Source organism: Vibrio chagasii, assembly GCF_024347355.1.
Taxonomy (GTDB): domain Bacteria; phylum Pseudomonadota; class Gammaproteobacteria; order Enterobacterales; family Vibrionaceae; genus Vibrio; species Vibrio chagasii.
In genome coordinates this window covers 2563977-2587899 of the sequence record NZ_AP025465.1, presented here as the reverse complement: position 1 = coordinate 2587899, position 23923 = coordinate 2563977, and the positions used below count along the sequence as shown (strand labels likewise).

The window sequence follows — 23923 nt, the reverse complement described above, 5'->3', positions numbered from 1 at the left end:
TGGCAACAAATGATAAGAATATCTAAAACGCGGAAACGCAAGTTTGTCGAGTGGCTGCACAGCTTACCTGATACTGACATCGACGGGGTTCCTATCCGTTAGATTGAGCTAAGGTTATCCAAATTATAGGCTGAACGGCGTCATAAGCCGTTTTACCTCAAACATACGACAATATTTCATACCGATGTTGCCGCTAAGCCACTTTAATGTCTTGTGTTTATTGATTGGCTTACAGTAACATGCAAAAAGAATAAATTAAGGGAGATAGACATGTTTTCAGGAAGTATCGTTGCGCTAGTTACGCCATTTAACGCAGATGGCGAAGTGGATTTCGACAGCCTTAAAAAGTTAGTTGAGCACCATGTTGCTGCAGGTAGTGATGGTCTGGTTGCGGTTGGCACAACAGGTGAGTCTTCAACACTTACAATTGAAGAGCATGTCAAAGTCGTCAATAAGATCGTTGAGTTTGCTGATGGTCGTATCCCAGTTATCGCAGGTACAGGCGCTAATGCTACGCACGAGTCAGTGCTATTCAGTCGTTTATTGAACGGTTCTGGTATTGCGGGTTGCCTGAGCGTAACGCCTTACTACAACAAACCGACTCAAGAAGGTTTGTACCAACACTACAAAGCGATTGCTGAAGTAAGTGACGTTCCTCAAATTCTATACAATGTACCGGGTCGTACTGCTGTAGACCTATTACCAGAGACAGTTGCTCGCCTTTCTGAAATCGAAAACATCGTTGCACTTAAAGATGCGACGGGTGATCTCGACAGAATTGCAATTCACCGTGAACTTTGTGGCGAAGATTTTATCTTACTAAGTGGTGATGACTTAACAGGCCTAGAATTTGTTAAGCGTGGTGGCGATGGTGTGATTTCTGTAACGAATAACGTTGCAGCGGCGGATATGGCTACTATGTTCAAACTTGCGAAAGAAGGTAAGTTTGAAGAAGCAGAAGCGATCAATGAGCGCTTGATGCCTCTACATAAGAATTTGTTCGTTGAGTCTAACCCTATTCCCGTAAAATGGGCGGTTCATAAAATGGGTCTGATTGCTGAAGGTGGCTTACGCTTACCTCTGACTGAACTGTCGGAACCAGCTCAACCTGTTGTTGCTCAAGCAATGACTGAAGCGTGTATTTACTAAAAACGTATGAAGTGATGCCGAAGCGAACCTCCGGCATTTAGGAGTATAAATGAAGTATTCTCACCAGCTAGTGATTGGGTCACTGGCTGTTTTCGTTCTTACAGCATGTTCTGGCAGCCCGACTCAACGTCGTCAAGCCAAAGATGATTTCGAATACTTAGAAACACCTGAGTTTTCACAATGGCAGTTGCCTGAAGATGCTCAGCCTCAGTTCTACCCCAATTTTGACATCCCGAGCGGTGACTTCACTGGTGGTGTCGGCCCTGCCGTGGATATTCGTCCACCACAACAGGTTCTTGAGTTGATCCCTGGTGCTCGTGCTGAGCGTCAAAACGGTGAAGTAACGTTATGGTTGCTTCGTGCAGAAGAAGCAGACCGTGTATGGCAAACGGCTGTCGACATGTTGGCTCAACGTGGTATTGGTATTCGTGAACAGTCTGAGAACGAGATTGAGACCGATTGGGTTACTTGGGTTTCTGAAGACGAAGACGTAGAGATCGGCAGCCGCTACTCTATCTCTCGTTTCCAAGCGAATAACCGTCATGGCTTCAAGATTAACCTTATCGATTGGCGTGAAGGCAACAAAGAGAAACCAGTTACGGCAACCAACAAAGAGCGTTACAACGCTTTCCTAACCAATTTAGTGATGGCTAAGTACGATGAAAACCTTCGTGCTGAAGCGGCTCTGAAAGCACAAGAGTTGGTGAAGCGCATTCCTATCTCGATGGGCTCTGACCGCAGTGGTTTCCCTGTGATTATTGCTCGTACGCCATACAACGTATTCTGGCAGCGTCTGCCGAGCTTGTTGCCGGCGATGGGCTTTGAGCTTGAAGAACGTAACCAATCTCAGGGTACGGTTAAAGCTAAGTACGCAGCGCCAGATGATGAGTTCTGGGAAGAAGTTGGCTTGCAACCTGTTGATTTAGCACCAGGTATATACAACTTCCTATTCGGTGATCTTGGTAACCGTACGTCAATTAACGTGACGGATGCATCAGGTAAGCCAGTAGAAGAAGAGCTACTTAAGTCACTGGTTCCCGTTCTAGCACACGTTGCAGACCAAACCAAAGATGATAAAGCGGCGGAAGCTGAGTAAGCAAACCTTGATAGGTTAAAGGGCCTCGGAAAATAGGCCCTTTTAGTTCAGCCAATGTTTCAGTGTAAACAAATAAAAAGAGGACACATTGTGTCCTCTTTTTTTGTGTTCGTTTGACCGTAAGATTAGTTACCTTTGGTCTCTTTCGACTGAGCTTTCTCTTGGTTTTGCTTATCTAGACTATTGAGCTTGTCCAAGTCGCTCTCTCGTTTGCTACGGCTTGTTTTTCCGAGATCCATATTAGCGGTCTGTTTTAGAGCTGCGATGTTACCTACCACAACGCTAACCACGATGATGATGATAACCCAAGGGTTTGTAAGCCACTCTAACATAAGCGCTCCTAATGGCTAATGTTCGCTACGAAGCGCGCATAGATCTTATCTAGCTGCTCCATAATAATCTCATACCCTAATATTGGCTTAGATTTGAGTTGCTTGCCAAGTAAAGTCGGGGATAACTGTGATAAACACAGCTCCGAAACGCTACGATGGCTAATATGCCAAGGTTCTATCGCCACACCGCCAAGGTCTTGGCTATACGGGAAAAAGAACCCAAATTGTGCAGCATTCGCAGAGAGCCATTGATAAAACGCTTGCTGGTGGCCGGTAAGGTATTCCCATGGCTCTAGTTGTAGCTGTGTGTCTTCAGGGAGGTGATTACGAGCAAAGACATCGAAGTCACAACCCCAATGGTGGCGACTCGCTCCAGGAAGCGCAGACCATCTCAGAATCGCCGACAGCTTTTGATGTTCAGTCAGTGTTGAAGCATCAAGTGGTTGGCTATCTGAATCCAAGATTGGGGCTTCACCAGAAAACTTGCGATTCCAAATCAGAGATTGCCTTTCATAGTCTCGAAAGCCACTGGCGATCTCCATTTTAAAGCCAGCAAGCTGAGCAGCCTCAATCAAACTGTTTAGGTCATCGATAACGTCACTGTGTACCAAGAAGGTCTTAGTACCAATTAGTGTCGGTGCCAGATGAGAATCTGATTGTCCGGTAAGCTGCTCTGGTGTCATAACGCGTCTCTAATGTTTGGAAGTGATACTTCGCTAGGAAAGATCTATTTAGCGAACAAGTTCACCAACGTTCTTTCGTACATGTCAGTTAGCTTCTCTAAATCCGCCACTTTCACGCATTCGTTAACCTTGTGAATGGTCGCGTTTACTGGGCCAAGTTCAACCACCTGTCCGCCCATACGTGCAATGAAGCGACCATCAGATGTACCGCCAGTTGTCAGCAGCGCTGGTTTCACATCATTGACGTGACCAACAGCATCAACAATCGCATCAAGCAGTGAGCCTGCGTCTGTTAGGAACGGGTCGCCGTTGAAGGTCCACTTAAGATCGTATTCGAAATCGTATTTATCGAGCGTTGTTGTCACGCGCTCAACGATAACGTCATTGCTTAATTCAGTACTAAAACGCAGGTTAAACTGAACATTAAACTCACCTGGAATCACGTTAGACGCGCCAGTACCTGCACTCACATTCGGGATCTGGAAACTGGTTGGTGGGAAGTAGTCATTACCTTGGTCCCATTCAGTCGTCGCTAGCTCGTGAATTGCCAGCAGAGAGCTGTGTACCGGGTTATTTGCTAGGTGAGGGTAGGCAACATGACCTTGTGTACCTTTAATGGTTAGATCGCCTGTGATAGAGCCGCGACGGCCGTTCTTTACCACATCGCCCACAAACTCAGTGCTTGATGGCTCACCAACAATACACATGTCAATGTTCTCACCACGTGCCATCAGAGCTTCAACAACACGTACTGTACCGTTGATGAAAGGGCCTTCTTCATCAGAGGTGATAAGGAAGCCGATTGAACCAGAGTGGTCTGGGTACTTTTCAATAAATTGCTCTACGGCAACAATCATTGAAGCCAGAGAACCTTTCATGTCTGCCGCACCACGGCCGTGTAAGTAGCCATCAACGATCGTTGGTTCAAATGGTTTGGTGTTCCATTGTTCGATTGGGCCAGCTGGAACCACGTCGGTGTGACCTGCGAAAGCAAATAGAGGTGCTTCGGTACCACGACGAGCCCAGAAGTTCGTCGTATCTTCAAATACCATCACTTCGATTTCAAATCCGAGTGATTTTAATCGATTAATCATCAGCTCTTGGCAGCCTGCGTCTTCAGGGGTTACCGATTGACGGCTAATGAGGTCTTTTGCCAGAGCCAAAGTTGGGCTATCTGTCATCCTTGAATTCCTTGTTTAAATAAAACGTCGAGTCATTAATTTCAGGCGTTGAACAGAGCACGTTCAACGCCTTGTTATCTGTTCTAATATTGCTTATTGCGCAAGTTATTGATTATAAAAGTGACTGATTACGCAAAAATAGCCGCGTATTGGTCAGCTTTAAAGCCAATGTGAAGTTTGCCATCGACTTTAAAAATAGGGCGCTTGATCATCGCTGGCTGTTCAACAAGCAGAGTGATTGCCGTTTGCTCTGTTAACGTGTCTTTTTGCTCTTGAGAAAGCTGACGATAAGTCGTGCCACGTTTGTTTAGTACAAGCTCCCAGCCAAGCTCTGAACAGAAGTTTGTTACTAACTCTTCAGTGATGCCTTGTTTGCGATAATCGTGAAATTCGAACTCGATACCTTCAGCTTCGAGCCATTTCTTTGCTTTTTTAATCGTGTCGCAATTTGGGATACCAAACATTGTGATAGTCATTATTGTTCCTCTGGGTGATTTTCTTTCATTGTTATGAGTTGAATCCTATCAGGAAGCGGCAATTCAGACAAAATAGAGTGAGGAATATTTCATTGAGCGAAAAAAAACAGTAAGAAAATGTCACTATTGGAGACTTATTGATCAGCCTCAACATGTTGTCAGCGAAAAAAGAAATAATTGAGTTGCACATATATAGGAGGTGTCAATGGAGTTGAGTCCTGTTTTTGCAAGGCGGCTATATTTAGCATTGTTAGTTGAAAGCCTTGATAGGCCAAATGTGCCTAAACTCATCGAAAAAACGGGTTGGCCTCGTCGTACTATTCAAGATGTACTCAAGGCGTTACCGGGGATCGGTATCGAACTTATGTTTGTTCAAGATGGGCGACGTCATAATGATGGTTATTACCAGTTATCCGATTGGGGACCATTTGACAGTCAGTGGGTTCTAGAACGTAAAGGCGATATAGCAACAAGTCTTGGATTTAGTGCATAAGCCAGCGAAAGCTGGCTTTCTTTTTTGTATGCTGCTAAGTAGAGCTGTTGGCTACTCGCAAAGATAAGCGGTACCAAGCATGGTAACCGAAGTGGCAAAATCTTGAGGTAAGGTAAAGATGACTGTGTTTGCACCAAGCTCAATGGTATTGGTTTTGAGTTCGTTCATCGCACCCTGAATCAAGGTGTCATTCGGGTAGAAGAGGTAGCTGTACCAATGGCCTTCGCTACCAGTGACTTCCCCTTTGTACTCACACTGTTCAATATCAGTCATGCCGTGAAAATCCATTCTCACACTGTTGGCTTCATTGTGAGGTACTGAAGTCGGTGTGGTACACCCCAACAACATGCCGCTCACGGCTAATGCCATCCATTCCTTTTTCATACGTCTATCCTGTTATTGCATCAAATAAATCGCAAAACCTACCCAGCTCGCGAACAATAGTATCCACGGTAACTTACTTGAGTGATTTGATGTCGCTTCAACACTCGATGTTGCATTGCGCTCTTGTTCTATCGCCGCTTGTTGAGTTTGCTTCTCTTTTTGTACACGTTTTTTGGCTTTATCAGCTTGACGGTTGCGTTCCTTTTGCTGCTTCTTGTAAAGCGCGATGCCTTTCTCAATACCTTGGGCAATTAATTTGGTTTGTTCTTTGGTTTGGGCTGGCTTTTGAGTCGCTTTGGCTATCTTCAGTGCTTCTTGTTGTGATTCAACAGAGGGTGTATTAGTTTTCTTTTTCATGCTGAGTTCGATAATTAAAACGGATTAGCTAATAAGATAACGCAAACCTAGTTAAGTATGAATGATTTGCGTTAAAGTGTTGGTTTGAAAACAAGTGAAAGTGAGATTTGTGCGGTACTCCATAGAACAATACGACAAGCACGGCTTCTTAAAAGCACCCATCTTATTATGGTTAGGTTGGCTGTTTCTTGCGAAAGCTCTCGTCGTTTTCATCGTTGCAGGTGCAAGTAGAGAATCGGGAACTGATATTCTCGAGATCATCTACCCAGATCATCATATGTTTTATGTAGGGATCGCTTTGAGTGTCCCTAGCTTGATACTGATGTGGTTATTTGGGCTAAGATCTCCAGATAGAAAGCGCCTCAATAAAGTGGTGTCTTGGGGGCGTTGGGCCACCATGGCTGCTATTGTGGGGCAGGGTTCCCATACAATTTATTTAATCTATTTGGATAACGGTTGGTTCCGTTGGTCAAATGGTCTCACCCTATTGTTGCTGCTGTGGTTTGCGCTTTATCTAACCAATAGCCATACAGCACGGGATTGCTTTAAAGTGGTTGAGCACGAAGACTGATTCTCATCAAAACATTTGTCCCATTCACCATTATACTTAGAAGCTAAAACTGGAAGGAATAATCTATGCTTAATGTCTCAAATGAGCAGCCTAACGTTCAAAGTGCTATTTTGCCTGAAGCTGGGCCTTTCGCTCTTTACGTTCAACTTAAAGTGAATGCTAACACTGCTAATGTACTAGCTGAAATTCAAAAGATTCCAGCGCTAATCGAAGAGCTGAATCAGACTCAGCTAGATGCAAACCTAACGGCTTCGGTTGCATTCTCTAAAGCGTTTTGGGATAAGTTCGAGCAGGCAGCTCCCTCTGATCTAATTGATTTCCCTGCGCTTGGTGAAGGTGATGTTACAGCACCTAGCACGCCAGCAGATGTGTTGATTCACTGCCATTCAAACCGACACGATCTGCACTTCTTCATCTTACGTAAATTGCTATCTGAAGTAGCAGCAGACGTTGAAGTGGTTGATGAAACTTACGGTTACCGCTTCCTAGACTCTCGTGACATGACGGACTTCGTTGATGGTACTGAAAACCCGAAAGACGCACAACGCGCTGAAGTCGCGATTGTTCCTGAAGGTGAATTTGCGGGTGGTAGCTACGTGATGGTGCAGCGCTTTGTTCATAACCTTCCAGCTTGGAACCGATTGAATGTATCGGCGCAGGAAAAAGTGGTTGGTCGTACTAAGCCTGATTCAATCGAGCTCGATGATGTTCCAGCAGCGTCTCACGTTGGTCGTGTAGATATTAAAGAAGAAGGCAAAGGCCTTAAGATCGTTCGTCACAGCTTACCTTACGGCACAGCAACGGGTGATCACGGCCTACTGTTTATTGCTTACTGTAACGTGCGCCATAACTTCGACGCGATGCTAGAGAGCATGTACGGCGTAACTGATGGTAAAACAGACCAACTGCTTCGCTTTACTAAAGCGGTGACTGGCGCGTATTACTTTGCTCCTTCAACTGAGATGTTGAGTGCATTAACGATTAAGTAAGTCGTCTCAAAAAGAATAAACAAAGGGAGCCTCAGGGCTCCTTTTTTATTAAAGCTTTATATGAATTGGTCGATATGAGAGCAATCGTGAGTTTTATTCCTCTTTTTGTAAGCGAAGGTCTATGGCTATAACTGTTAATACCAATGTCTCAGCGCTGGTGGCCCAGAGAAACCTCTCTAATGCCAATAACATGCTGAACCAATCTTTGGAGCGCTTGGCTTCAGGGAGTCGTATTAACAGCGCTAAAGACGACGCTGCTGGCCTACAAATCTCCAACCGCTTGGAAGCGCAGATGAGTGGTATTGATGTCGCTGTGCGTAATGCGAATGATGGTATATCTATCATGCAAACCGCTGAAGGTGCGATGAATGAAACCACCAATATCATGCAGCGCATGCGCGACTTGTCTCTACAAGCAAGCAACGGTTCAAATAGCCAGTCCGAAAGAACGGCGATTCAAGAAGAGATTACCGCCTTAAACGATGAGCTGAATCGTATTGCAGAGACCACTTCTTTTGGTGGCAAAAAACTTCTCAATGGTAACTTTGGTAGTACGTCATTTCAGATTGGTGGTAGCTCTGGCGAGGCGGTACAAATCGGCCTCAAAAGTATGCGTACCGATGACATCAACATGGGTGGTTTTAGTTATGTCGCTAATGGCATGGCCAATGACTCGTGGGCAGTGAAATCAAATCAGAATGATATGACGATGTCGTTTACCGATCGTTTTGGCCAGCCTCAAGAGATCATCATTAATGCGAAAGTCGGCGATGACATTGAAGAGTTGGCGACCTACATAAATGGTCAAACGGATCTGGTCTCAGCTTCGGTTAATGATGATGGGCAGCTTCAAATCTACATGTCTGGTGAAGATACCTCTGGCACTATCTCTTTCTCTGGTTCACTCGCGAGTGAACTGTCGATGTCGGCGGGTTACTATGAGTCGGTGAATGACATCAATGTGACGGATGTGGGTGGTGCGCAGCGTGCTGTTTCTATTTTAGATACCGCGATGAAGTACGTGGATAGCCATCGCTCTGAATTAGGCGCAATGCAAAACCGCTTCGACCACGCCATTAACAACCTTGAAAATGTTCATGAAAACTTGGCGACCTCAAACAGTCGAATCAAAGATACCGATTACGCCAAGGAAACGACTCAGATGCTAAAGCAGCAAATTCTGCAGCAAGTTAGCACCACTATTCTGGCTCAAGCGAAGCAAGCACCTAACCTTGCCTTAACCTTGTTAGGTTAATCAATTACTTTAAATCTCATAACACCATTTCAGTTTATTTGGCTTCTTTGGTTAATAAAAACACAAAACCTCGCTCGACGGACTTCTCGACAACTTTAGCGTTTTTCTTATCTTTTTTTTGATAAATTTATTACCAGTCACGCTTTCTTCTCCTTTATCGCTATTTCTTTAATTTTATGGTTTTTTTCCTAAAGGTTTCGCCAATTACGCCGTTATTAAAAGTAACTTTGAGAGAACTACTTGGTTTTCCGAGACGTCGGAAACCGCAATACCGGAAAATCAATTGGAGAAATCACCATGGCAGTGAATGTAAATACCAACGTTTCAGCGATGACTGCGCAACGTTACCTAAACAACGCAAACAGCGCACAACAAACATCAATGGAGCGTTTAGCTTCTGGCTCTAAAATCAACAGCGCAAAAGATGACGCTGCGGGCCTACAAATCTCTAACCGTTTGAACGTTCAAAGCCGCGGCCTAGACGTTGCTGTTCGTAACGCGAACGACGGTATCTCTATTGCACAAACTGCTGAAGGTGCAATGAACGAGACAACTAACATCCTGCAACGTATGCGTGATCTTTCTCTACAATCTTCAAACGGCTCAAACTCAAAAGCAGAGCGCGTAGCGATTCAAGAAGAAGTAACAGCACTGAACGACGAGCTAAACCGTATCGCGGAAACGACGTCTTTTGGTGGTAACAAGCTACTTAACGGTACTTACGGTACACAATCATTCCAAATCGGTGCAGATAACGGCGAAGCGGTAATGCTGAACCTGAAAGATATGCGCTCTGATAACGCTCAGATGGGTGGTAAGAGCTACCAAACTGAGAACGCTAAAGACAAAGACTGGAACGTACAAGCGGGTTCAAACGACCTAAAACTATCGTTCACAGATAACTTTGGTCAAGCTCAAGAAATCGACATCAGCGCAAAAGCCGGTGACGACATCGAAGAGCTAGCGACATACATCAACGGTCAGCAAGATTCTGTTAAAGCGTCTGTAACTGAAGACGGCAAGCTACAAATGTTCGCGGGCAACAATAAAGTAAGCGGCGATGTGTCTTTCTCTGGTGGTCTTGCTGGTGAGCTAGGCATTCAAGCTTCTAAAGAAGTGACGGTTGATACTATCGACGTAACGTCTGTTGGCGGTGCTCAAGAGTCTGTAGCAATCATCGATGCGGCACTTAAGTACGTAGATAGCCACCGTGCAGAGTTGGGTGCTTTCCAAAACCGTTTCGACCACGCAATCAGCAACTTAGACAACATTAACGAGAACGTTAACGCATCTAAGAGCCGTATTAAAGATACCGACTTCGCGAAAGAAACGACTCAGATGACTAAGTCTCAGATCCTTTCTCAAGCTTCAAGCTCGATTCTTGCTCAAGCGAAGCAAGCGCCGAACTCGGCACTTAGCCTACTAGGTTAATTAACCTAATACGACGCGATACAAAAGCCAGGCTCCCCCCTGGCTTTTTGTTTATGCAAATCACGTATTATCTACACCGAATAGGGCAGATGATAAAGAGTTAGTATCGATTAGATGGTCTCTTTAAATACCAATGTCACTGCGATGATGACGCAGCGACACCTCAGTCATGCGGCCGAGCAAAACATAGAGTCTCAGCGAAACCTCACCTCAGGTTATCGGATTAACTCCGCCAGTGACGATGCTGCAGGTCTGCAAATCTCCAATACTCTTAACGTTCAAACTAGAGGGCTTGATGTCGCCTTGAGAAATGCACAAGATGCGTATTCGGTGGCACAAACTGCAGAAGGAGCTTTGCATGAGAGCAGTGATATATTGCAACGCTTGCGCTCTCTGGGGCTTCAAGCGGCAAACGGCAGTAATGACTCAAGTGATCGGCAAAGTATTCAATACGAGGTCGTAGCGCTGCAAGATGAGCTTGATCGTGTCGCGATCACGACGACATTTGCAGATAAAAACCTGTTTGATGGTTCTTACGGCTCGCAAAGCTTCCATATTGGTGCAAATGCCAACTCTATCTCTCTGACACTGCGAAATATGCGCAGTCACATTCCGGAGATGGGAGGGCAGCATTATGTTGGTGATGCGGTCGATAAAGATTGGCGAGTCACTAAAGATAGTCAAACCCTTAAATTTGAATACCAAGACAGTAAAGGGCAAACCCAAACAGAATCTATTCGGCTCAAGCTAGGAGATCGCATCGAGCAAGTTGCTACTTATATCAATGCGCAGCAATCGATAGTGAGTGCCTCAGTGACTGAAAACAATGAACTGCAATTCTTTGCCTCGAAGCTGAATGCACCTGAAGGTGTAACGTTAGAGGGCAGTTTAGCGGATGAGCTTGATGTTAGTGCTGGTGCGTTAGTCACAATGGACAACATCGATATGTCGACTGTTGGCGGGGCGCAGCTTTCAATTGGAGTCATTGACGCGGCAATTAAGTATGTTGATTCGCATCGAAGTGAAATAGGTGGCTTCCAAAACCGGGTTAGTGGCACGATAGAGAACCTTAATACGGTGAACCGAAGTGTGACTGAATCTAAAGGGCGGATACGCGATACGGATTTTGCGCGTGAGTCGACGGAGATGGTGCGCTCACAAGTGCTGCAAGATGCGACTACCGCATTGTTAGCCCAAGCGAAACAGAGCCCGAGCTCGGCACTTGGCTTGCTCAGTTAAATGACTTACAGCGATGAACATCGCTCAGGAACAAAAGTTTCAGGTAATAAAAAACGCCACCCTTAGGTAGCGTTTTTATTAAAGCATATAAGTAATCGAGATTACTTAGTTACTTTAAGAACTGGAGTTTCACCAACAGTTACAGAACCAGAAAGCTTGTTCAGCTCTTTGATTTCGTCCATGTTAGAGATAACAACTGGAGTAAGCGTAGATTTCGCTTTCTCTTCTAGAAGCGCTAGGTCGAAAGTGATGATAGTGTCACCAGCTTTAACAGATTGACCTTCTTCAGCTACACGAGTGAAGCCTTCGCCTTTAAGTTCAACAGTATCGATACCGAAGTGAACGAAAAGCTCAACACCGTCGTCAGACTCGATAGAGAATGCGTGGTTAGTTTCGAAGATCTTACCGATAGTACCGTTAACTGGAGCTACCATTTTGTCGCCAGCTGGTTTGATCGCGATGCCGTCACCAACGATTTTCTCAGCGAAAACTACATCTGGCACATCTTCGATGTTTACGATTTCACCAGAAAGAGGTGCGATGATTTCGATTGCACCAGCATCAGCGCTGTCATCAGATACAAGCTTTTTCAGTTTGTCAAACAGACCCATTGTGTCATGCTCCTAACGTTTAGTTTTATTCTGTAGAATATACTATACCAATCTAACAAATTAGACGACTATTTTTAGCCGTCTAACTCTATTAAGAATTTGGCGATTACTGAGATTTCTCAGCGATGAATTTTTCTACGCAAGCTTCAATTTCAGCAGCTGTAGGTAGAGATAGTGCTTCGTCAGCCATAGCTTTAACTTCAGCGAAGTTAGAGTTACGGATTACTTTCTTAACTTTAGGGATAGAGATGCCGCTCATAGAGAACTCATCTAGGCCCATACCAAGAAGAAGAAGTGTTGCACGCTCATCACCAGCAAGCTCACCACACATACCAGTCCACTTACCTTCAGCGTGTGATGCGTCGATCACTTGCTTGATTACTGTAAGAACAGCAGGAGATAGCGGGTTGTATAGGTGAGAAATCATTTCGTTACCACGGTCTACCGCAAGAGTGTATTGCGTTAGGTCGTTAGTACCGATAGAGAAGAAAGATACTTCTTTCGCTAGGTGGTGTGCGATTGCAGCTGCTGCTGGAGTCTCAACCATTACGCCGATTTCGATGTTTTCATCGAAAGCTAGGCCTTCAGCGCGAAGTTCAGCTTTGTACTCTTCGATTGCTTTCTTCAGTTCACGGATCTCTTCAACAGAAATGATCATTGGGAACATGATGCGTAGTTTACCGTGTGCAGATGCACGTAGGATACCACGTAGTTGGTCACGTAGGATTTCACGACGATCCAAGCTGATACGTACTGCACGCCAGCCTAGGAACGGGTTCATCTCTTGTGGAAGATCCATGTATGGTAGATCTTTATCGCCACCGATATCCATAGTACGGATGATCACTGACTCACCGTTCATTGCTTCAGCTACTTCTTTGTAAGCAACGTATTGCTCTTCTTCAGTAGGAAGCGCGTCACGGTCCATAAATAGGAATTCAGTACGGTACAGACCAACGCCTTCACCGCCATTACGCAGGATACCGTCACAGTCTTTTACTGTACCGATGTTGCCGCAAACTTCTACACGGTGACCGTCTAGAGTTTCAGCATGCAAATCTTTTAGTTTTGCTAGTTCAGCCGCTTCTGCTTCGAAATCTGCTTTGATTTTCTTAGCTTCTGCTAGTTCAGCTTCAGAAGGGTTGATGATGATCTTGTTGTTCATCGCGTCTAGCACAAGCATGTCGCCGTTCTTAACTTGCTTAGTGATATCGTTAGTACCAACGATAGCTGGAAGCTCAAGAGAACGTGCCATGATTGAAGTATGAGATGTACGACCGCCGATGTCACAAGCGAAACCAAGAACGTAGTCTAGGTTGATTTGTGCAGTTTCAGATGGCGTTAGGTCGTAAGCTACTAGGATAACCTCTTCACTGATGTCTGATAGAGACACAATGTTGATGCCTAGAGCATTTTTAACGAAACGAGTACCGATATCGCGGATATCAGTTGCACGTTCTTTTAGGTACTCATCATCAAGAGATTCAAGCGCACAAGCTTGCTCTTCGATCACAGTGTGGATCGCGTTGTCTGCGTGCATTTTTTCTTTCTTGATGAGTGCTAAAATCTCTTCTTCTAGCTCTTCATCTTCAAGCAGCATGATGTGGCCTTCAAAGATTGCTTCTTTTTCTTCGCCAAAAGTTTCAAGTGCTTTTTGCTTAACAACTTCAAGTTGTTGAGAAGATTTGTTACGAGCGTCAAAGAAACGCTGTACTTCTGCTTCAACTTGGTCGTCAGAGATAGATTGAGTGTTTAGGACAATTTCATCTTCTTGAAGTAGTAGTGCTTTACCGAAAGCAATACCAGGAGATGCTAGGATGCCTGAAATCATAGCCTTACCTTAGTTGTTCAACTGTAAACGGGAGAGTGTGTGACTTTAAGTCGTCGACTAATGTCGCGCTTATTCCTATCTATTTCGAACAAAGCCACTTTGCTATGCAAAATGGCTTTGAAAGAAGGAGACCGTATTAGTGTAGTTGATCCATAAGAGCAACTAGGTGGTCAACTGCTTGCTGAGCTTGAGGACCTTCAGCTGAAATAGTTACGTTAGTACCTTTTACTAGGCCTAAAGTTTGTAGTTTGAACAGGCTTTTCGCGCTAGCGCTTTTGCCGTTAGAAGTCACTGTGATGTCAGCGTCGAAAGATTTTGCTTCTTTAACGAACTGTGCAGCTGGACGAGTGTGAAGACCGTTTTCTGCTGTGATTTCTACTTGCTTCTCGTACATTTTATATACCCCAATTAATTTATTTTTTGTAAGTTTGTAACCAGTTTAGCTTAACTGCTTTAGCTCAAATGCGCTAGAGGCTAGTACGCCATGTTCGTGTTAGAACTTAGACTGGTTATAAATTTTTATCCAGCCATGGTCATCTTTTGTTGAGGACTCACGACCTTCAGAATCTGTTTATTGCTTCTTTTATTTTGAAGCGAAAAATAAAACAGACCCGATATTACCAAAGGTGGGGCAGGGATCAACAAAAAAGCCCCTAAACGGGGCTTTTTTGGACGAAAAATTGATTTGACCACATATTATTGTTGGTTCTCTTTTTCCGTAAAGATACCTGCAAATAGCGCTGTACTTAGGTAACGCTCACCAGAGCTTGGAAGTACAGTGACAATGGTTTTTCCTGCAAATTCAGGTAGCTCAGAGATTCTGTTCGCGGCTACTACTGCTGCACCTGAAGAGATACCTGCAAGAATACCTTCTTCTTTCATTAGTCGTTGAGCCATTTCAATTGCTTCTTCAGAAGTTACTGACTCTACGCGGTCGATAAGTTCTAAATCTAAGTTTCCAGGGATGAAACCGGCACCGATACCTTGGATTTTGTGCGGAGCTGGTTTGATTTCCTGACCTGCAAGTGCCTGTGCGATTACTGGAGATTCTGCTGGTTCTACCGCGACAGAAGTGATGGCTTTGCCTTTTTCACCTTTAATGTAACGACTTGTACCAGTGATAGTACCGCCTGTGCCTACGCCAGCTACAAACACGTCAATCTCGCCGTCTGTTGCTTCCCAGATCTCAGGACCTGTTGTTTGTTCGTGAATCTGTGGGTTAGCTGGGTTGTTGAACTGTTGTAGTAGTAGGTATTTGTCTGGATCTGAAGCAACAATCTCTTCTGCTTTAGCAATCGCGCCATTCATGCCTTTTGGTGCTTCAGTCAGTACTAGGTTTGCGCCAAGCGCTTTAAGCAGCTTACGACGCTCTAAGCTCATTGACTCAGGCATAGTTAGTGTAAGTTTGTAACCACGCGCTGCTGCTACGAACGCCAGTGCAACACCTGTATTACCACTGGTTGGTTCAACAAGCTCGATACCTGGCTTAAGGGTACCTGCTTTTTCTGCTTCCCAGATCATGTTAGAACCGATACGACACTTAACACTGAAGCTAGGGTTACGAGCTTCGATCTTAGCTAGGACGTTACCTTTGCTTACTTTGTTTAGGCGGACTAGAGGTGTATTACCAATCGTTAGGGTGTTGTCTTCGTAGATCTTGCTCATGCGATATTCCTTCATTTAATGACAGCACTAAACGTATGTATATCAATCACTTTACCGTCTAGTGTCTTTCGATGTTTGTTTAGCTTGAATTTAGATTAAACAAGTTGAAAAAAAGGTAAAAGGATTAAAAAGTTATATCATATAGATATGTAGCAGAATTGACGCCTATCTACAGTGAAGTCAGAACTTCAAATAGATAGGCTAATACAGAGGGGAGAATTAGCGAGAGCGTAGAGCTTGGTCTTTAAATTCAGCAACCCACATCGCGGTTGCACCACATACGGCTACGGGCATTACAATCAGGTTCAAAATTGGAATAGTAGTGAACACGGAAACAAGCGCGCCGAAGCTATAGCTCTTACCTTGTTTTTGTTTCAAACTATTTCTCATGTCATCAAATTTGATTTTATGGTTATCGAATGGGTAGTCGGCGTATTGAATCGCTAACATCCACGCGGTGAAGATGAACCATAAAAACGGTGCAACGGTTTGTCCTAGTGCTGGAATTAACAAAAGTAGGAATAAACCGATCGCTTTTGGCAGAACGTAGACAAGCTTGCGCCATTCTCTTGCTAAAATACGCGGTGTATCTTTAAGAACATCAAGTAGGCCATCATCATTGACTTTCTTGCCGCTAAGTAGCTCTTCGACTTTTTCAGAGAGCAAACCGTTAAAAGGAGCTGCAATGAAATTGGCAAGGGTGCTAAAGAAATATGAAAACGTTGCTAAGACAGTTAACACCAATAGTGGCCATAAGATATAGGACAACCATGACAAGAAGCTTGGTAAACCTTCCATCCAGCCTTCAATCCAAGTGTTTAAGTTAGAGAAGATATAAAACAACGCACCGCCAACCAGCAGGACGTTAGCGATCAGAGGAAGTAGCACAAATTTACGAATGCTCGGTGACAACGCGATTTTTATTCCGAAAACAAAATAGCCAAAGCCGGAGCGGGGAACAGATTCAATAGTCATATTTAATTAAGGTCACATGTGAATTTGGTTAAATAGCAAACACGTCTAGTGTACTCGACCGAAATTAAGAAAAAAAGCGTGGTGAAAATCACACCATCTAAAGAACTAATTGTATTAAGTTGTTCTAAAACAGTGGCTACTTTTGATAGAGTAGTGAGATTGGTCAAATTAACCCAACTTAGTGACAGCGTTTTGCCGCTAGTTGACTAAGAAAGCTGAGAGCGAAAAATGCAGGAATTGCGATTTGTACTCATTATTGTTGGCGCACTAGCTATCGCCGCATTATTGTTCCACGGTTTGTGGACGAGTAAAAAAGAAGGGAAAGCAAAGTTTGGAGATAAGCCACTTGGCAAGCTAGATAATGATAGCTTAGACGATGCTGAAACCATCCCAAACCGTTCATTCGCCCCAGAAGATGATTTTGAAATAATCCGAAAAGAGCGTAAAGAGCCGGATTTTGCGGTATCGCCATCTGCGGCTGATCCGCTGATCGATTCAGATCCGCTTACAGCACCACAATCAAAAGAAGAGCAACAAGACGATATCGAGTTGAATGATTTGCCTTCTTTCAGTGTTGAAGACCCTATTAAGGTTGATAGCGAACCGGAAGATGTTGAACAAGCAGTAGAACCAGAGGTTCCTAGCTTCGAACTGACCGATGAGCAAAAAGAGAGCCATGCAGGTTTTAAAGAGCAGTACGGCTCTTTTGAAGAAGTTGAAGCAGAACAAGTTGCTGAGCCTGTAGTATCAAGTGAGCCAATGGCTTCACAACAAACTTTTACTGCAAGTGAACCATTCGTAGCTAAAGAGAGTGTTGCCCCACAAGCTGCTCCTGTTGAAGAAACAAAGCAAGATGAAGAGTTAGGCTTAGAGGTGATTGTCCTTAATGTTCACTGTGCTGGAGAAATCCCATTTGTTGGTACTGAACTTTTCCGCAGCATGGAGAACAATGGCTTAACCTACGGTGAGATGTCTATTTACCACTGTTTTGCACAATCAGCTGATGAGCCTAAAGTTATCTTCAGTGTCGCGAACATGATGCAGCCAGGAACTTTAGAGCATGATGATCCAGCTGACTTTACGACTAAGGGTATTTCGTTCTTCATGACGTTGCCATGCTATGGTCAAGCAGATCAAAACTTCAATGTGATGTTGAGTGCAGCACAGAAGATTGCTGATGATATGGGTGGAAACGTCTTGGATGAATCGCGTAACTTGATGACACCAAACCGTTTATCAGACTATCGCAAACAGATTAGAGACTTCATGTCGGCAGCGAATGTTTAGCCATATTGTTTAGCCTAGTAAATAATCTATATTTATAGAAAAGGGCTCCTAAGGGAGCCCTTTTTGATATTTCAATCACGACAGAGAATGATATGAAAGAATCGATTCAAGTGACCTTAGAGCAGTTAAGAGAAACTCTGCACTATCATGCCGTTCGTTATTACGTAGAAGATAGCCCAGAGATCCCTGATGTTGAGTACGATCGATTAATGCAACAGTTGCTAAAGATCGAAGAAGAGAACCCAGAGCTAGTAACTGTTGACTCACCGAGCCAACGTGTTGGTGGTCAGCCACTAGATGGCTTCACACAAGTGACTCACGAGATCCCAATGCTTTCTCTGGATAATGCATTCTCTGATGAAGATTTGGATGCGTTCAATAAGCGTATGTCCGATAGGGCGCCAACCGCGAACCTTAAGACTTTCTGTTGTGAGCCTAAACTCGATGGCCTTGCTGTGAGCTTGCTTTACGTGAACGGGACATTAGTTCAAGCGGCGACTCGTGGTGATGGCGCAACGGGTGAGAACATCACTGAAAACGTACGTACCATCAGCTCGATTCCACTTAAGCTACAAGGCGAAGGTTGGCCAGAACGTATTGAAGTGCGTGGCGAAGTGTTCATGCCAAAAGCCGGCTTCGATAAACTGAACGAAATGGCGCTGAAGAAAGGCGAGAAAGTCTTTGTTAACCCGCGTAATGCAGCAGCCGGTAGTTTGCGTCAGCTGGATTCCCGTATTACCGCAAAACGCCCATTAGCTTTCTATGCTTACAGCGTGGGTGTGGTTGAAGGTGCAGAGCTCTCAACTAGCCACTACCAACGCTTCTTGCAGCTGAAAGGCTGGGGTTTACCTATGTGTCCTGAGACTAAGCAGCTTAGCGCACTTGAGGATGTAAAAGCGTATTACCAAGATATCATGACGCGTCGCGATGCTCTGGCTTATGAGATCGATGGCGTGGTGATTAAAGTCGATGATATTGCGGCGCAAGAAGTGCTTGGCTTTGTTGCTAGAGCCCCTCGTTGGGCGATTGCTTACAAGTTCCCGGCTCAAGAAGAGATTACCCTGCTTAACGATGTTGAGTTTCAGGTAGGCCGTACCGGTGCTATTACGCCTGTAGCTAAACTGGAGCCTATCTTTGTGGGTGGTGTGACGGTGAGTAATGCAACGCTACACAACGCTGATGAGATTGCTCGTCTAGGTGTTAAGGTAGGTGATAGCGTTATTATCCGCCGTGCTGGTGATGTGATTCCACAGATTGTCGCGGTTGTACAAGACCGTCGCCCTGAGACGGCTAAAGACATCGTTTTCCCTGATGCATGCCCTGTATGTAGCTCTACGGTTGAGCGTGTCGAGGGGGAAGCTGTAGCGCGTTGTACTGGCGGTTTGGTGTGTCAGGCTCAGCGTAAAGAAGCGCTTAAGCACTTTGTATCTCGAAAGGCGCTTGATGTTGATGGTCTGGGCGTGAAAGTAATAGAGCAGCTTGTTGATCGTGAAATGGTCGAAACACCAGCTGATCTGTTTAAACTTAGCGCTGGCGTGATTACGGTGCTTGACCGTATGGGGCCGAAATCGGCACAGAACGTGGTGAGTGCGCTGAACAAAGCGAAAGATACGACGTTAGCGCGTTTCCTTTATTCACTCGGTATTCGTGAAGTCGGTGAAGCGACTGCGATGAACTTAGCACAGCATTTCAAGACATTAGAGCTCGTTCAAGCGGCAACTCATGAACAGCTTGTTGAAGTGTCCGATATTGGCGACATCGTTGCTAGTCATATTACGGCTTTCTTCTCACAAGAGAAAAACCGAGCGGTCGTTGAACAGCTTATCGAACTAGGCGTGAACTGGCCTGTGATTGAAGATGCGCCAGATGACCAAGAATTGCCTCTAGAAGGAAAAGTGGTTGTGCTAACGGGTTCATTGTCTCAATTGGGCCGAAGTGAAGCGAAAGCTGCACTTCAAGCGTTAGGTGCCAAAGTAACGGGTAGCGTATCTAAGAAAACCGATATCCTATTTGCCGGAGAAGCAGCAGGTTCTAAATTAACCAAAGCACAAGATTTAGGTATCGAAATAAGAACCGAAGAAGATCTAATTGCTCTTCTTTCGTAAGTAAATTCAGGTAAAAAAAGCTCAAAGGCACTCCTTTCAAGAGAGTGCCTTTTTTGTGTCTGTTATAAAAATGGTGGCTTTTTAATTGTTGAGAATTTTGTTCCTATACGAACAACAAAATCAGGACAGTGACGGCGCTCAACATTAATGAAATAGCGTTCTAGTTGTATCAGAAATGCGAGTCATATCTATTTTTATAAAAGGCGATCTTACTTAAATTGCTGTTTTATATGGCTTTAGGTGTTATTGTGTGTGACCTTTCAAATTTATCGATCTGGATCACTAAGTACATGGTAAATTTGCACCAACTCATATTTTTTTAGATGAAAATTAAGTTCTCATTGATCTTTTTGAGGGCGAAGTTAGTCTTAATGCCATGGATGCACGATGTGTATACCCAGAAAGGAAATAGAGAATTCAGCGTTAAGGATTCTCAAACAAGAAAAGGTATTTCTCTCTACGGCGGCCAACTTTAGGTGGGGAATATTCAAACAGCTATATCCATTTTTAGGAGTTTTATTCCATGGAAAACAAATTTTTTAAAGTATCTGCGATTACAGCAGCAATGGTAGGTGCACTTTCTGCTGCTCCAGCTATGGCTGAAGATCCAATTGGTCCTGAATATGCAAGCCAGGCGTCTGAGTTTTTCTCCGAGTCTACAATTAGCGGTAACCTAAACTTCTTCATGCGTGCTCGTGACCGAGCTGGTAAAGATGCAAACGGTAATGATACAGCAAAAACAGCTAACTTAGACCACGGCTCTATTTTTGCTAATTTAGGTTTCCATTCTGGCTATGTAGCTGACGTCGTTGGTGTTGATGCTGTTGTATACAGCACATTCGATATGTGGCAAGAGGCAGGCAAATGGGGTGGCGGTCATGAAATGAACTTCTTCCAATGTGATTCAGTCTACTCTACAGATTGCTGGGAAGATGGTCGTGGTGATAACACTGACAATGGTGTTTCATTTGCAAAAGCATCGATGAAGTTTAAGTTTGGCGAGAGTGTAAATGCACAACTTGGTTATTTCCAACCTTCTGTACCAAGTTCATTAGGTGTTAACTGGTCATTCGCTCCTGGTACATACCGCGGTGGTGAAGTTGGAGCTAGCTTTGGTAATCTTTCACTTGGTCTTGTTGTGGCAGATAACTACAAAGCTCCTTGGTTCAAAGAAACTTACGAATTCCAAGATGGCGCAGGTAATGATGCGGGTGAAGTATACTCATTAGGTGCTCGCTATGCGTTAGATAACGGTATTTCTTTTGATGTTGGTTACGGTGCTTTGACAGATGGTGACCGTAAGAACTTCCATGTCAAAGTTAAAGGTACAACCGATGGTGGGCTATACTGGTCTCCTCAATTGTACGTAGTCGATGATGATAACCAGTTTGATAGCACTGCATTCCAAACTGCACTATTGACATCTATGTCTATGGGTCAATACAGCTTCCGAGCAGAAGCTACATACACAGTAGCTGATTCTGAAGATACTCGTGGCAATGTTGGTAATATGTCATACCGCTTAACAGAGGCCTATGGTGGCTCTAATGGCGCTTATGATATTTGGTGGAACAACCGTTCTGACTTTAACCACGATGGCGAATATGCGTTCTTCTTATCTTCATCTCGTGATTTCTCTGATATTGGTGGTACAGGCTTCAGTGCTGGTGTAAGTGGTGCTTATGGTGCGGGTGCGAAAGCTGACGGTTACGATGAATTAGTTGAGTATGCATATAGCTTATTTGCAAACTATGCGATACAAGCTGGAGCACTGAAAGATGCTAACATTAGTTTCTACTACACTAATTACTACAATGACACTAACGCAAATGACTGGGCTGTTTATTCTAACGGATTCAATGATGAGACCGATTTCAAACTAGCACTAACAATTCCTTTCGGAGTTAAGTAAGTTAGATAAGAAATAGATAAAGCTGGGCATTTGCCCAGCTTTTTGCTTTTTAGGAGATATTTATGAAACGTATTGTAACCGTAACATTAATTGCTTTTAGCTTGGTAGCATGTACTTCTTCACCGAAAACAGCGTCTGAGTTTTGGTATGGTCAAGGTGAGCGTTTTGGTTCTCGCGGGTATACGATAGATAATGACTCGTTGGCAGATATTAAAGAAAAGGTTGAGTTTGATGAATCTGCTTACCTTGCGGGTTATGAAAAAGGTAAATCAGAGTATTGTGACCCCTACAAAGCATTTGAGAAAGGTGTAAAAGGAACACGATACACGGATCAATGCTTGGGTATGCCTCAAGAAATAATGATAAAAGCTGAGTGGCAGAGAGGGTGGGATGCATTTATCGGTGCTGATTTTTACCGAGTTAGGTAGAAGCTCATATATTTTCCTACCTAACTCACATTACTCTATTGATGAGAACCCCCATAGGCTTTGCACAGTTCTCGGGGAAGTTGTTTAACGACCCCGTCGCTAAATGTACAAGGCACACCTGCCCCAAATACTTTCCCCGCACTATTTTTTGCCATAGAGATTGGAGTGGCAAAAATGAAAATGCTAGCTATCACAATCGTTATAAATTTCATATCTGATTTCCTTTCGTACTTACCAAAAATATGATGGGCACGCAATTGGCATGCTCAATACCAAAGTATGCTCATGAATTATGAAACGTCAAAGTTATATAAAAATTTTCCATTAAAAATAACAGTGACTTATTTTATTAGACATATCAGTAAGTTTTTGATTCTCAGTTATTGTAAACTTTAAAATATGATGGCTATGTACGTTAATGAAAGAAAAACTACTATAAATGATAGACTTTATTTTCTTTAATTATATTTACGAACTCATAGAGGGAATCTAAGTGTGTTATTCGCTATTATATCAAAAGTAATAAGGGCTCAAGAACGCGCATGCATATCTGGTTATTAGAGTAATATCATGAATATAAGTGAAGCAGCAAAAATCACCAACCTATCAGCTAAGTCTATTCGTCTTTATGAAGATAAAGGCGTAATATCGTCTCCTATTCGGTCTGAAAATGGCTACAGAACCTATAGTGATAAGCAGATAAAACAGCTAGGCATCGTTGCGAAGGCGAGGAGCGCCGGATTTTCACTTGATGAGTGCCGTGCGCTTGTTGAATTAGCTGATAATCCATGCCGGGAAAGTGCCGACGTTAAAGCAAAAGCGCTTAGTAAATTGGAAGAAGTAAACAAAAAAATTGAAGATCTATTGGCAATTCAGAAGACATTGAAAGGGTGGGTTGAACGATGCCCCGGAGACTCAAATAGCCATTGCCCGATCATTGATTCACTTGTAGAGAAAAAGCCGTAAGTGTGTTACTTATGGCTTTAGTAAAAAATGATTTGATAAGGAGTGCTTGAATTACTCTTTAGTTGGAATAATCGTTAATACTATGCCATCTACAGCAATGACGATCACCTCTGTGCCTGCTTCTAAGTCGTGAGCAGTAACCGCTGACCACGTAGTATCACCTAGACGGATACGACACTTGCCTTTTCGAATGTCACTATCGATTCGAGTTGTTTGACCTACCAGCTGCTTTTCTCTTTGGTTGAGTTCTCTATTTGAATCTGACCGCTTATCACTAGATAGTTGCCTTCTCCACCACAACCAAGTGGTGATTAGGGAGAAGCTAGCAAAGGATAGCCATTGCATCTGCCAACCAATTGGTAGAGCACCCAAAAGAGCACCGACCAACATGGCTGAGATGCCTATCCACAAAAAGTAACCAGCGGTTCCAACCAGTTCAAGTGCAAGCAACGCTAGACCAAACGCCAGCCAATGCCAGTGGTTTACTTGTTCTAGTAATTCGACCAT

26 protein-coding genes are annotated in these 23923 nt (G+C 43.9%); 14 read left to right on the top strand and 12 right to left on the bottom strand.

Features of this window, described 5'->3' with window-relative positions; genetic code table 11:
- Positions 1-270: 270 nt before the first annotated feature.
- A complete protein-coding gene (gene dapA, locus OCV52_RS11805) occupies positions 271-1149 on the top strand; it encodes a 4-hydroxy-tetrahydrodipicolinate synthase (RefSeq protein ID WP_004741658.1) in 879 nt (292 codons plus the stop codon).
- A 49-nt stretch (positions 1150-1198) separates the two neighbouring features.
- The gene (gene bamC / locus OCV52_RS11800) at positions 1199-2245 is read left to right on the top strand and encodes an outer membrane protein assembly factor BamC (RefSeq protein ID WP_137408994.1); all 1047 of its coding nucleotides are present in this window, start codon (positions 1199-1201) and stop codon (positions 2243-2245) included.
- A gap of 125 nt (positions 2246-2370) precedes the next feature.
- On the opposite strand, the gene OCV52_RS11795 is transcribed toward bamC, so the two are convergent.
- The 4 genes from OCV52_RS11795 to OCV52_RS11780 form a co-directional block, all read right to left on the bottom strand.
- A complete protein-coding gene (locus OCV52_RS11795) occupies positions 2371-2577 on the bottom strand; it encodes a DUF2897 family protein (protein WP_137408995.1) in 207 nt (68 codons plus the stop codon).
- Positions 2578-2585: 8 nt separating this feature from the next.
- Positions 2586-3260: a M15 family metallopeptidase gene (locus OCV52_RS11790; protein ID WP_137408996.1), complete on the bottom strand. Its 675-nt coding sequence runs from the start codon at positions 3258-3260 to the stop codon at positions 2586-2588.
- A 44-nt stretch (positions 3261-3304) separates the two neighbouring features.
- Positions 3305-4441: a succinyl-diaminopimelate desuccinylase gene (dapE, locus tag OCV52_RS11785; RefSeq protein WP_137408997.1), complete on the bottom strand. Its 1137-nt coding sequence runs from the start codon at positions 4439-4441 to the stop codon at positions 3305-3307.
- A 128-nt stretch (positions 4442-4569) separates the two neighbouring features.
- The gene (locus OCV52_RS11780) at positions 4570-4917 is read right to left on the bottom strand and encodes an ArsC family reductase (protein WP_137408998.1); all 348 of its coding nucleotides are present in this window, start codon (positions 4915-4917) and stop codon (positions 4570-4572) included.
- A 205-nt stretch (positions 4918-5122) separates the two neighbouring features.
- Here OCV52_RS11780 and OCV52_RS11775 point away from each other — a divergent pair, with 205 nt between their 5' ends.
- Positions 5123-5410: a winged helix-turn-helix domain-containing protein gene (locus OCV52_RS11775; RefSeq protein WP_004741665.1), complete on the top strand. Its 288-nt coding sequence runs from the start codon at positions 5123-5125 to the stop codon at positions 5408-5410.
- A gap of 51 nt (positions 5411-5461) precedes the next feature.
- On the opposite strand, the gene OCV52_RS11770 is transcribed toward OCV52_RS11775, so the two are convergent.
- Positions 5462-5794 carry a DUF4156 domain-containing protein gene (locus tag OCV52_RS11770; protein WP_137408999.1) on the bottom strand — a complete coding sequence of 111 codons (333 nt, stop codon included), beginning with the start codon at positions 5792-5794 and terminating at the stop codon, positions 5462-5464.
- Positions 5795-5806: 12 nt separating this feature from the next.
- The gene (locus OCV52_RS11765) at positions 5807-6151 is read right to left on the bottom strand and encodes a DUF2956 domain-containing protein (RefSeq protein WP_137409000.1); all 345 of its coding nucleotides are present in this window, start codon (positions 6149-6151) and stop codon (positions 5807-5809) included.
- 109 nt (positions 6152-6260) lie between these two features.
- Here OCV52_RS11765 and OCV52_RS11760 point away from each other — a divergent pair, with 109 nt between their 5' ends.
- The 5 genes from OCV52_RS11760 to OCV52_RS11740 all read left to right on the top strand — a co-directional run bounded on the left by OCV52_RS11760 (position 6261) and on the right by OCV52_RS11740 (position 11636).
- Entirely contained in the window at positions 6261-6722 is a 462-nt protein-coding gene (locus OCV52_RS11760) for a DUF2919 domain-containing protein (protein ID WP_137409001.1), read from the top strand.
- A 65-nt stretch (positions 6723-6787) separates the two neighbouring features.
- On the top strand, positions 6788-7711 hold the full coding sequence (locus OCV52_RS11755) for a Dyp-type peroxidase (protein ID WP_137409002.1): 924 nt from the start codon (positions 6788-6790) through the stop codon (positions 7709-7711).
- Positions 7712-7832: 121 nt separating this feature from the next.
- Complete coding sequence (locus OCV52_RS11750) at positions 7833-8966, top strand: flagellin (RefSeq protein ID WP_102423686.1); 1134 nt, start codon at positions 7833-7835, stop codon at positions 8964-8966.
- 297 nt (positions 8967-9263) lie between these two features.
- Positions 9264-10397, top strand: coding sequence for a flagellin (locus OCV52_RS11745; protein ID WP_008222983.1), 1134 nt, complete (start codon positions 9264-9266; stop codon positions 10395-10397).
- Between the two features lie 114 nt (positions 10398-10511).
- Positions 10512-11636: a flagellin gene (locus OCV52_RS11740; protein WP_137408852.1), complete on the top strand. Its 1125-nt coding sequence runs from the start codon at positions 10512-10514 to the stop codon at positions 11634-11636.
- A gap of 101 nt (positions 11637-11737) precedes the next feature.
- Here OCV52_RS11740 and crr read toward each other — a convergent pair whose 3' ends face one another.
- From crr to cysZ, 5 genes are all read right to left on the bottom strand, one after another.
- Positions 11738-12247, bottom strand: coding sequence for a PTS glucose transporter subunit IIA (gene crr / locus OCV52_RS11735; RefSeq protein WP_004737851.1), 510 nt, complete (start codon positions 12245-12247; stop codon positions 11738-11740).
- Positions 12248-12353: 106 nt separating this feature from the next.
- Positions 12354-14078, bottom strand: coding sequence for a phosphoenolpyruvate-protein phosphotransferase PtsI (gene ptsI, locus OCV52_RS11730; RefSeq protein WP_102425981.1), 1725 nt, complete (start codon positions 14076-14078; stop codon positions 12354-12356).
- A 136-nt stretch (positions 14079-14214) separates the two neighbouring features.
- Positions 14215-14472: an HPr family phosphocarrier protein gene (locus OCV52_RS11725; protein ID WP_004734263.1), complete on the bottom strand. Its 258-nt coding sequence runs from the start codon at positions 14470-14472 to the stop codon at positions 14215-14217.
- 302 nt (positions 14473-14774) lie between these two features.
- Positions 14775-15743 (bottom strand): cysteine synthase A, encoded by a 969-nt coding sequence (cysK, locus tag OCV52_RS11720; RefSeq protein ID WP_137408853.1) that lies wholly within the window; start codon positions 15741-15743, stop codon positions 14775-14777.
- Between the two features lie 219 nt (positions 15744-15962).
- Positions 15963-16718, bottom strand: coding sequence for a sulfate transporter CysZ (gene cysZ, locus OCV52_RS11715; protein ID WP_137408854.1), 756 nt, complete (start codon positions 16716-16718; stop codon positions 15963-15965).
- 228 nt (positions 16719-16946) lie between these two features.
- On the opposite strand from cysZ, the gene zipA reads away from it, so the two are divergent.
- The 6 genes from zipA (at position 16947) to cueR (ending at position 23416) form a co-directional block, all read left to right on the top strand.
- Positions 16947-18005 (top strand): cell division protein ZipA, encoded by a 1059-nt coding sequence (gene zipA, locus OCV52_RS11710; RefSeq protein ID WP_137408855.1) that lies wholly within the window; start codon positions 16947-16949, stop codon positions 18003-18005.
- A 92-nt stretch (positions 18006-18097) separates the two neighbouring features.
- Positions 18098-20110 carry an NAD-dependent DNA ligase LigA gene (ligA, locus tag OCV52_RS11705; protein ID WP_137408856.1) on the top strand — a complete coding sequence of 671 codons (2013 nt, stop codon included), beginning with the start codon at positions 18098-18100 and terminating at the stop codon, positions 20108-20110.
- A 387-nt stretch (positions 20111-20497) separates the two neighbouring features.
- Positions 20498-20653 (top strand): hypothetical protein, encoded by a 156-nt coding sequence (locus tag OCV52_RS25580; RefSeq protein ID WP_032498830.1) that lies wholly within the window; start codon positions 20498-20500, stop codon positions 20651-20653.
- Positions 20634-22022 carry an OprD family porin gene (locus OCV52_RS11700; protein WP_137408857.1) on the top strand — a complete coding sequence of 463 codons (1389 nt, stop codon included), beginning with the start codon at positions 20634-20636 and terminating at the stop codon, positions 22020-22022. Before OCV52_RS25580 ends, OCV52_RS11700 begins: the two co-directional genes overlap by 20 nt.
- Before the next feature lie 62 nt (positions 22023-22084).
- Positions 22085-22450 carry a DUF2799 domain-containing protein gene (locus OCV52_RS11695; RefSeq protein WP_137408858.1) on the top strand — a complete coding sequence of 122 codons (366 nt, stop codon included), beginning with the start codon at positions 22085-22087 and terminating at the stop codon, positions 22448-22450.
- Between the two features lie 570 nt (positions 22451-23020).
- The gene (cueR, locus tag OCV52_RS11690) at positions 23021-23416 is read left to right on the top strand and encodes a Cu(I)-responsive transcriptional regulator (protein WP_137408859.1); all 396 of its coding nucleotides are present in this window, start codon (positions 23021-23023) and stop codon (positions 23414-23416) included.
- A 51-nt stretch (positions 23417-23467) separates the two neighbouring features.
- Here cueR and OCV52_RS11685 read toward each other — a convergent pair whose 3' ends face one another.
- Positions 23468-23923, bottom strand: a complete 456-nt coding sequence (locus tag OCV52_RS11685; protein ID WP_137408860.1) for an NfeD family protein — start codon at positions 23921-23923, stop codon at positions 23468-23470.

Bases quoted from the DNA above. Each gene is read 5' to 3' on its own strand.
- dapA (WP_004741658.1), top strand. From the start codon at position 271: ATGTTTTCAGGAAGTATCGTTGCGCTAGTTACGCCATTTAACGCAGAT.
- bamC (WP_137408994.1), top strand. From the start codon at position 1,199: ATGAAGTATTCTCACCAGCTAGTGATTGGGTCACTGGCTGTTTTCGTT.
- OCV52_RS11795 (WP_137408995.1), bottom strand. From the start codon at position 2,577: ATGTTAGAGTGGCTTACAAACCCTTGGGTTATCATCATCATCGTGGTT.
- OCV52_RS11790 (WP_137408996.1), bottom strand. From the start codon at position 3,260: ATGACACCAGAGCAGCTTACCGGACAATCAGATTCTCATCTGGCACCG.
- dapE (WP_137408997.1), bottom strand. From the start codon at position 4,441: ATGACAGATAGCCCAACTTTGGCTCTGGCAAAAGACCTCATTAGCCGT.
- OCV52_RS11780 (WP_137408998.1), bottom strand. From the start codon at position 4,917: ATGACTATCACAATGTTTGGTATCCCAAATTGCGACACGATTAAAAAA.
- OCV52_RS11775 (WP_004741665.1), top strand. From the start codon at position 5,123: ATGGAGTTGAGTCCTGTTTTTGCAAGGCGGCTATATTTAGCATTGTTA.
- OCV52_RS11770 (WP_137408999.1), bottom strand. From the start codon at position 5,794: ATGAAAAAGGAATGGATGGCATTAGCCGTGAGCGGCATGTTGTTGGGG.
- OCV52_RS11765 (WP_137409000.1), bottom strand. From the start codon at position 6,151: ATGAAAAAGAAAACTAATACACCCTCTGTTGAATCACAACAAGAAGCA.
- OCV52_RS11755 (WP_137409002.1), top strand. From the start codon at position 6,788: ATGCTTAATGTCTCAAATGAGCAGCCTAACGTTCAAAGTGCTATTTTG.
- OCV52_RS11750 (WP_102423686.1), top strand. From the start codon at position 7,833: ATGGCTATAACTGTTAATACCAATGTCTCAGCGCTGGTGGCCCAGAGA.
- OCV52_RS11745 (WP_008222983.1), top strand. From the start codon at position 9,264: ATGGCAGTGAATGTAAATACCAACGTTTCAGCGATGACTGCGCAACGT.
- OCV52_RS11740 (WP_137408852.1), top strand. From the start codon at position 10,512: ATGGTCTCTTTAAATACCAATGTCACTGCGATGATGACGCAGCGACAC.
- crr (WP_004737851.1), bottom strand. From the start codon at position 12,247: ATGGGTCTGTTTGACAAACTGAAAAAGCTTGTATCTGATGACAGCGCT.
- ptsI (WP_102425981.1), bottom strand. From the start codon at position 14,078: ATGATTTCAGGCATCCTAGCATCTCCTGGTATTGCTTTCGGTAAAGCA.
- OCV52_RS11725 (WP_004734263.1), bottom strand. From the start codon at position 14,472: ATGTACGAGAAGCAAGTAGAAATCACAGCAGAAAACGGTCTTCACACT.
- cysK (WP_137408853.1), bottom strand. From the start codon at position 15,743: ATGAGCAAGATCTACGAAGACAACACCCTAACGATTGGTAATACACCT.
- cysZ (WP_137408854.1), bottom strand. From the start codon at position 16,718: ATGACTATTGAATCTGTTCCCCGCTCCGGCTTTGGCTATTTTGTTTTC.
- zipA (WP_137408855.1), top strand. From the start codon at position 16,947: ATGCAGGAATTGCGATTTGTACTCATTATTGTTGGCGCACTAGCTATC.
- ligA (WP_137408856.1), top strand. From the start codon at position 18,098: ATGAAAGAATCGATTCAAGTGACCTTAGAGCAGTTAAGAGAAACTCTG.
- OCV52_RS25580 (WP_032498830.1), top strand. From the start codon at position 20,498: ATGTGTATACCCAGAAAGGAAATAGAGAATTCAGCGTTAAGGATTCTC.
- OCV52_RS11700 (WP_137408857.1), top strand. From the start codon at position 20,634: ATGGAAAACAAATTTTTTAAAGTATCTGCGATTACAGCAGCAATGGTA.
- OCV52_RS11695 (WP_137408858.1), top strand. From the start codon at position 22,085: ATGAAACGTATTGTAACCGTAACATTAATTGCTTTTAGCTTGGTAGCA.
- cueR (WP_137408859.1), top strand. From the start codon at position 23,021: ATGAATATAAGTGAAGCAGCAAAAATCACCAACCTATCAGCTAAGTCT.
- OCV52_RS11685 (WP_137408860.1), bottom strand. From the start codon at position 23,923: ATGGTCGAATTACTAGAACAAGTAAACCACTGGCATTGGCTGGCGTTT.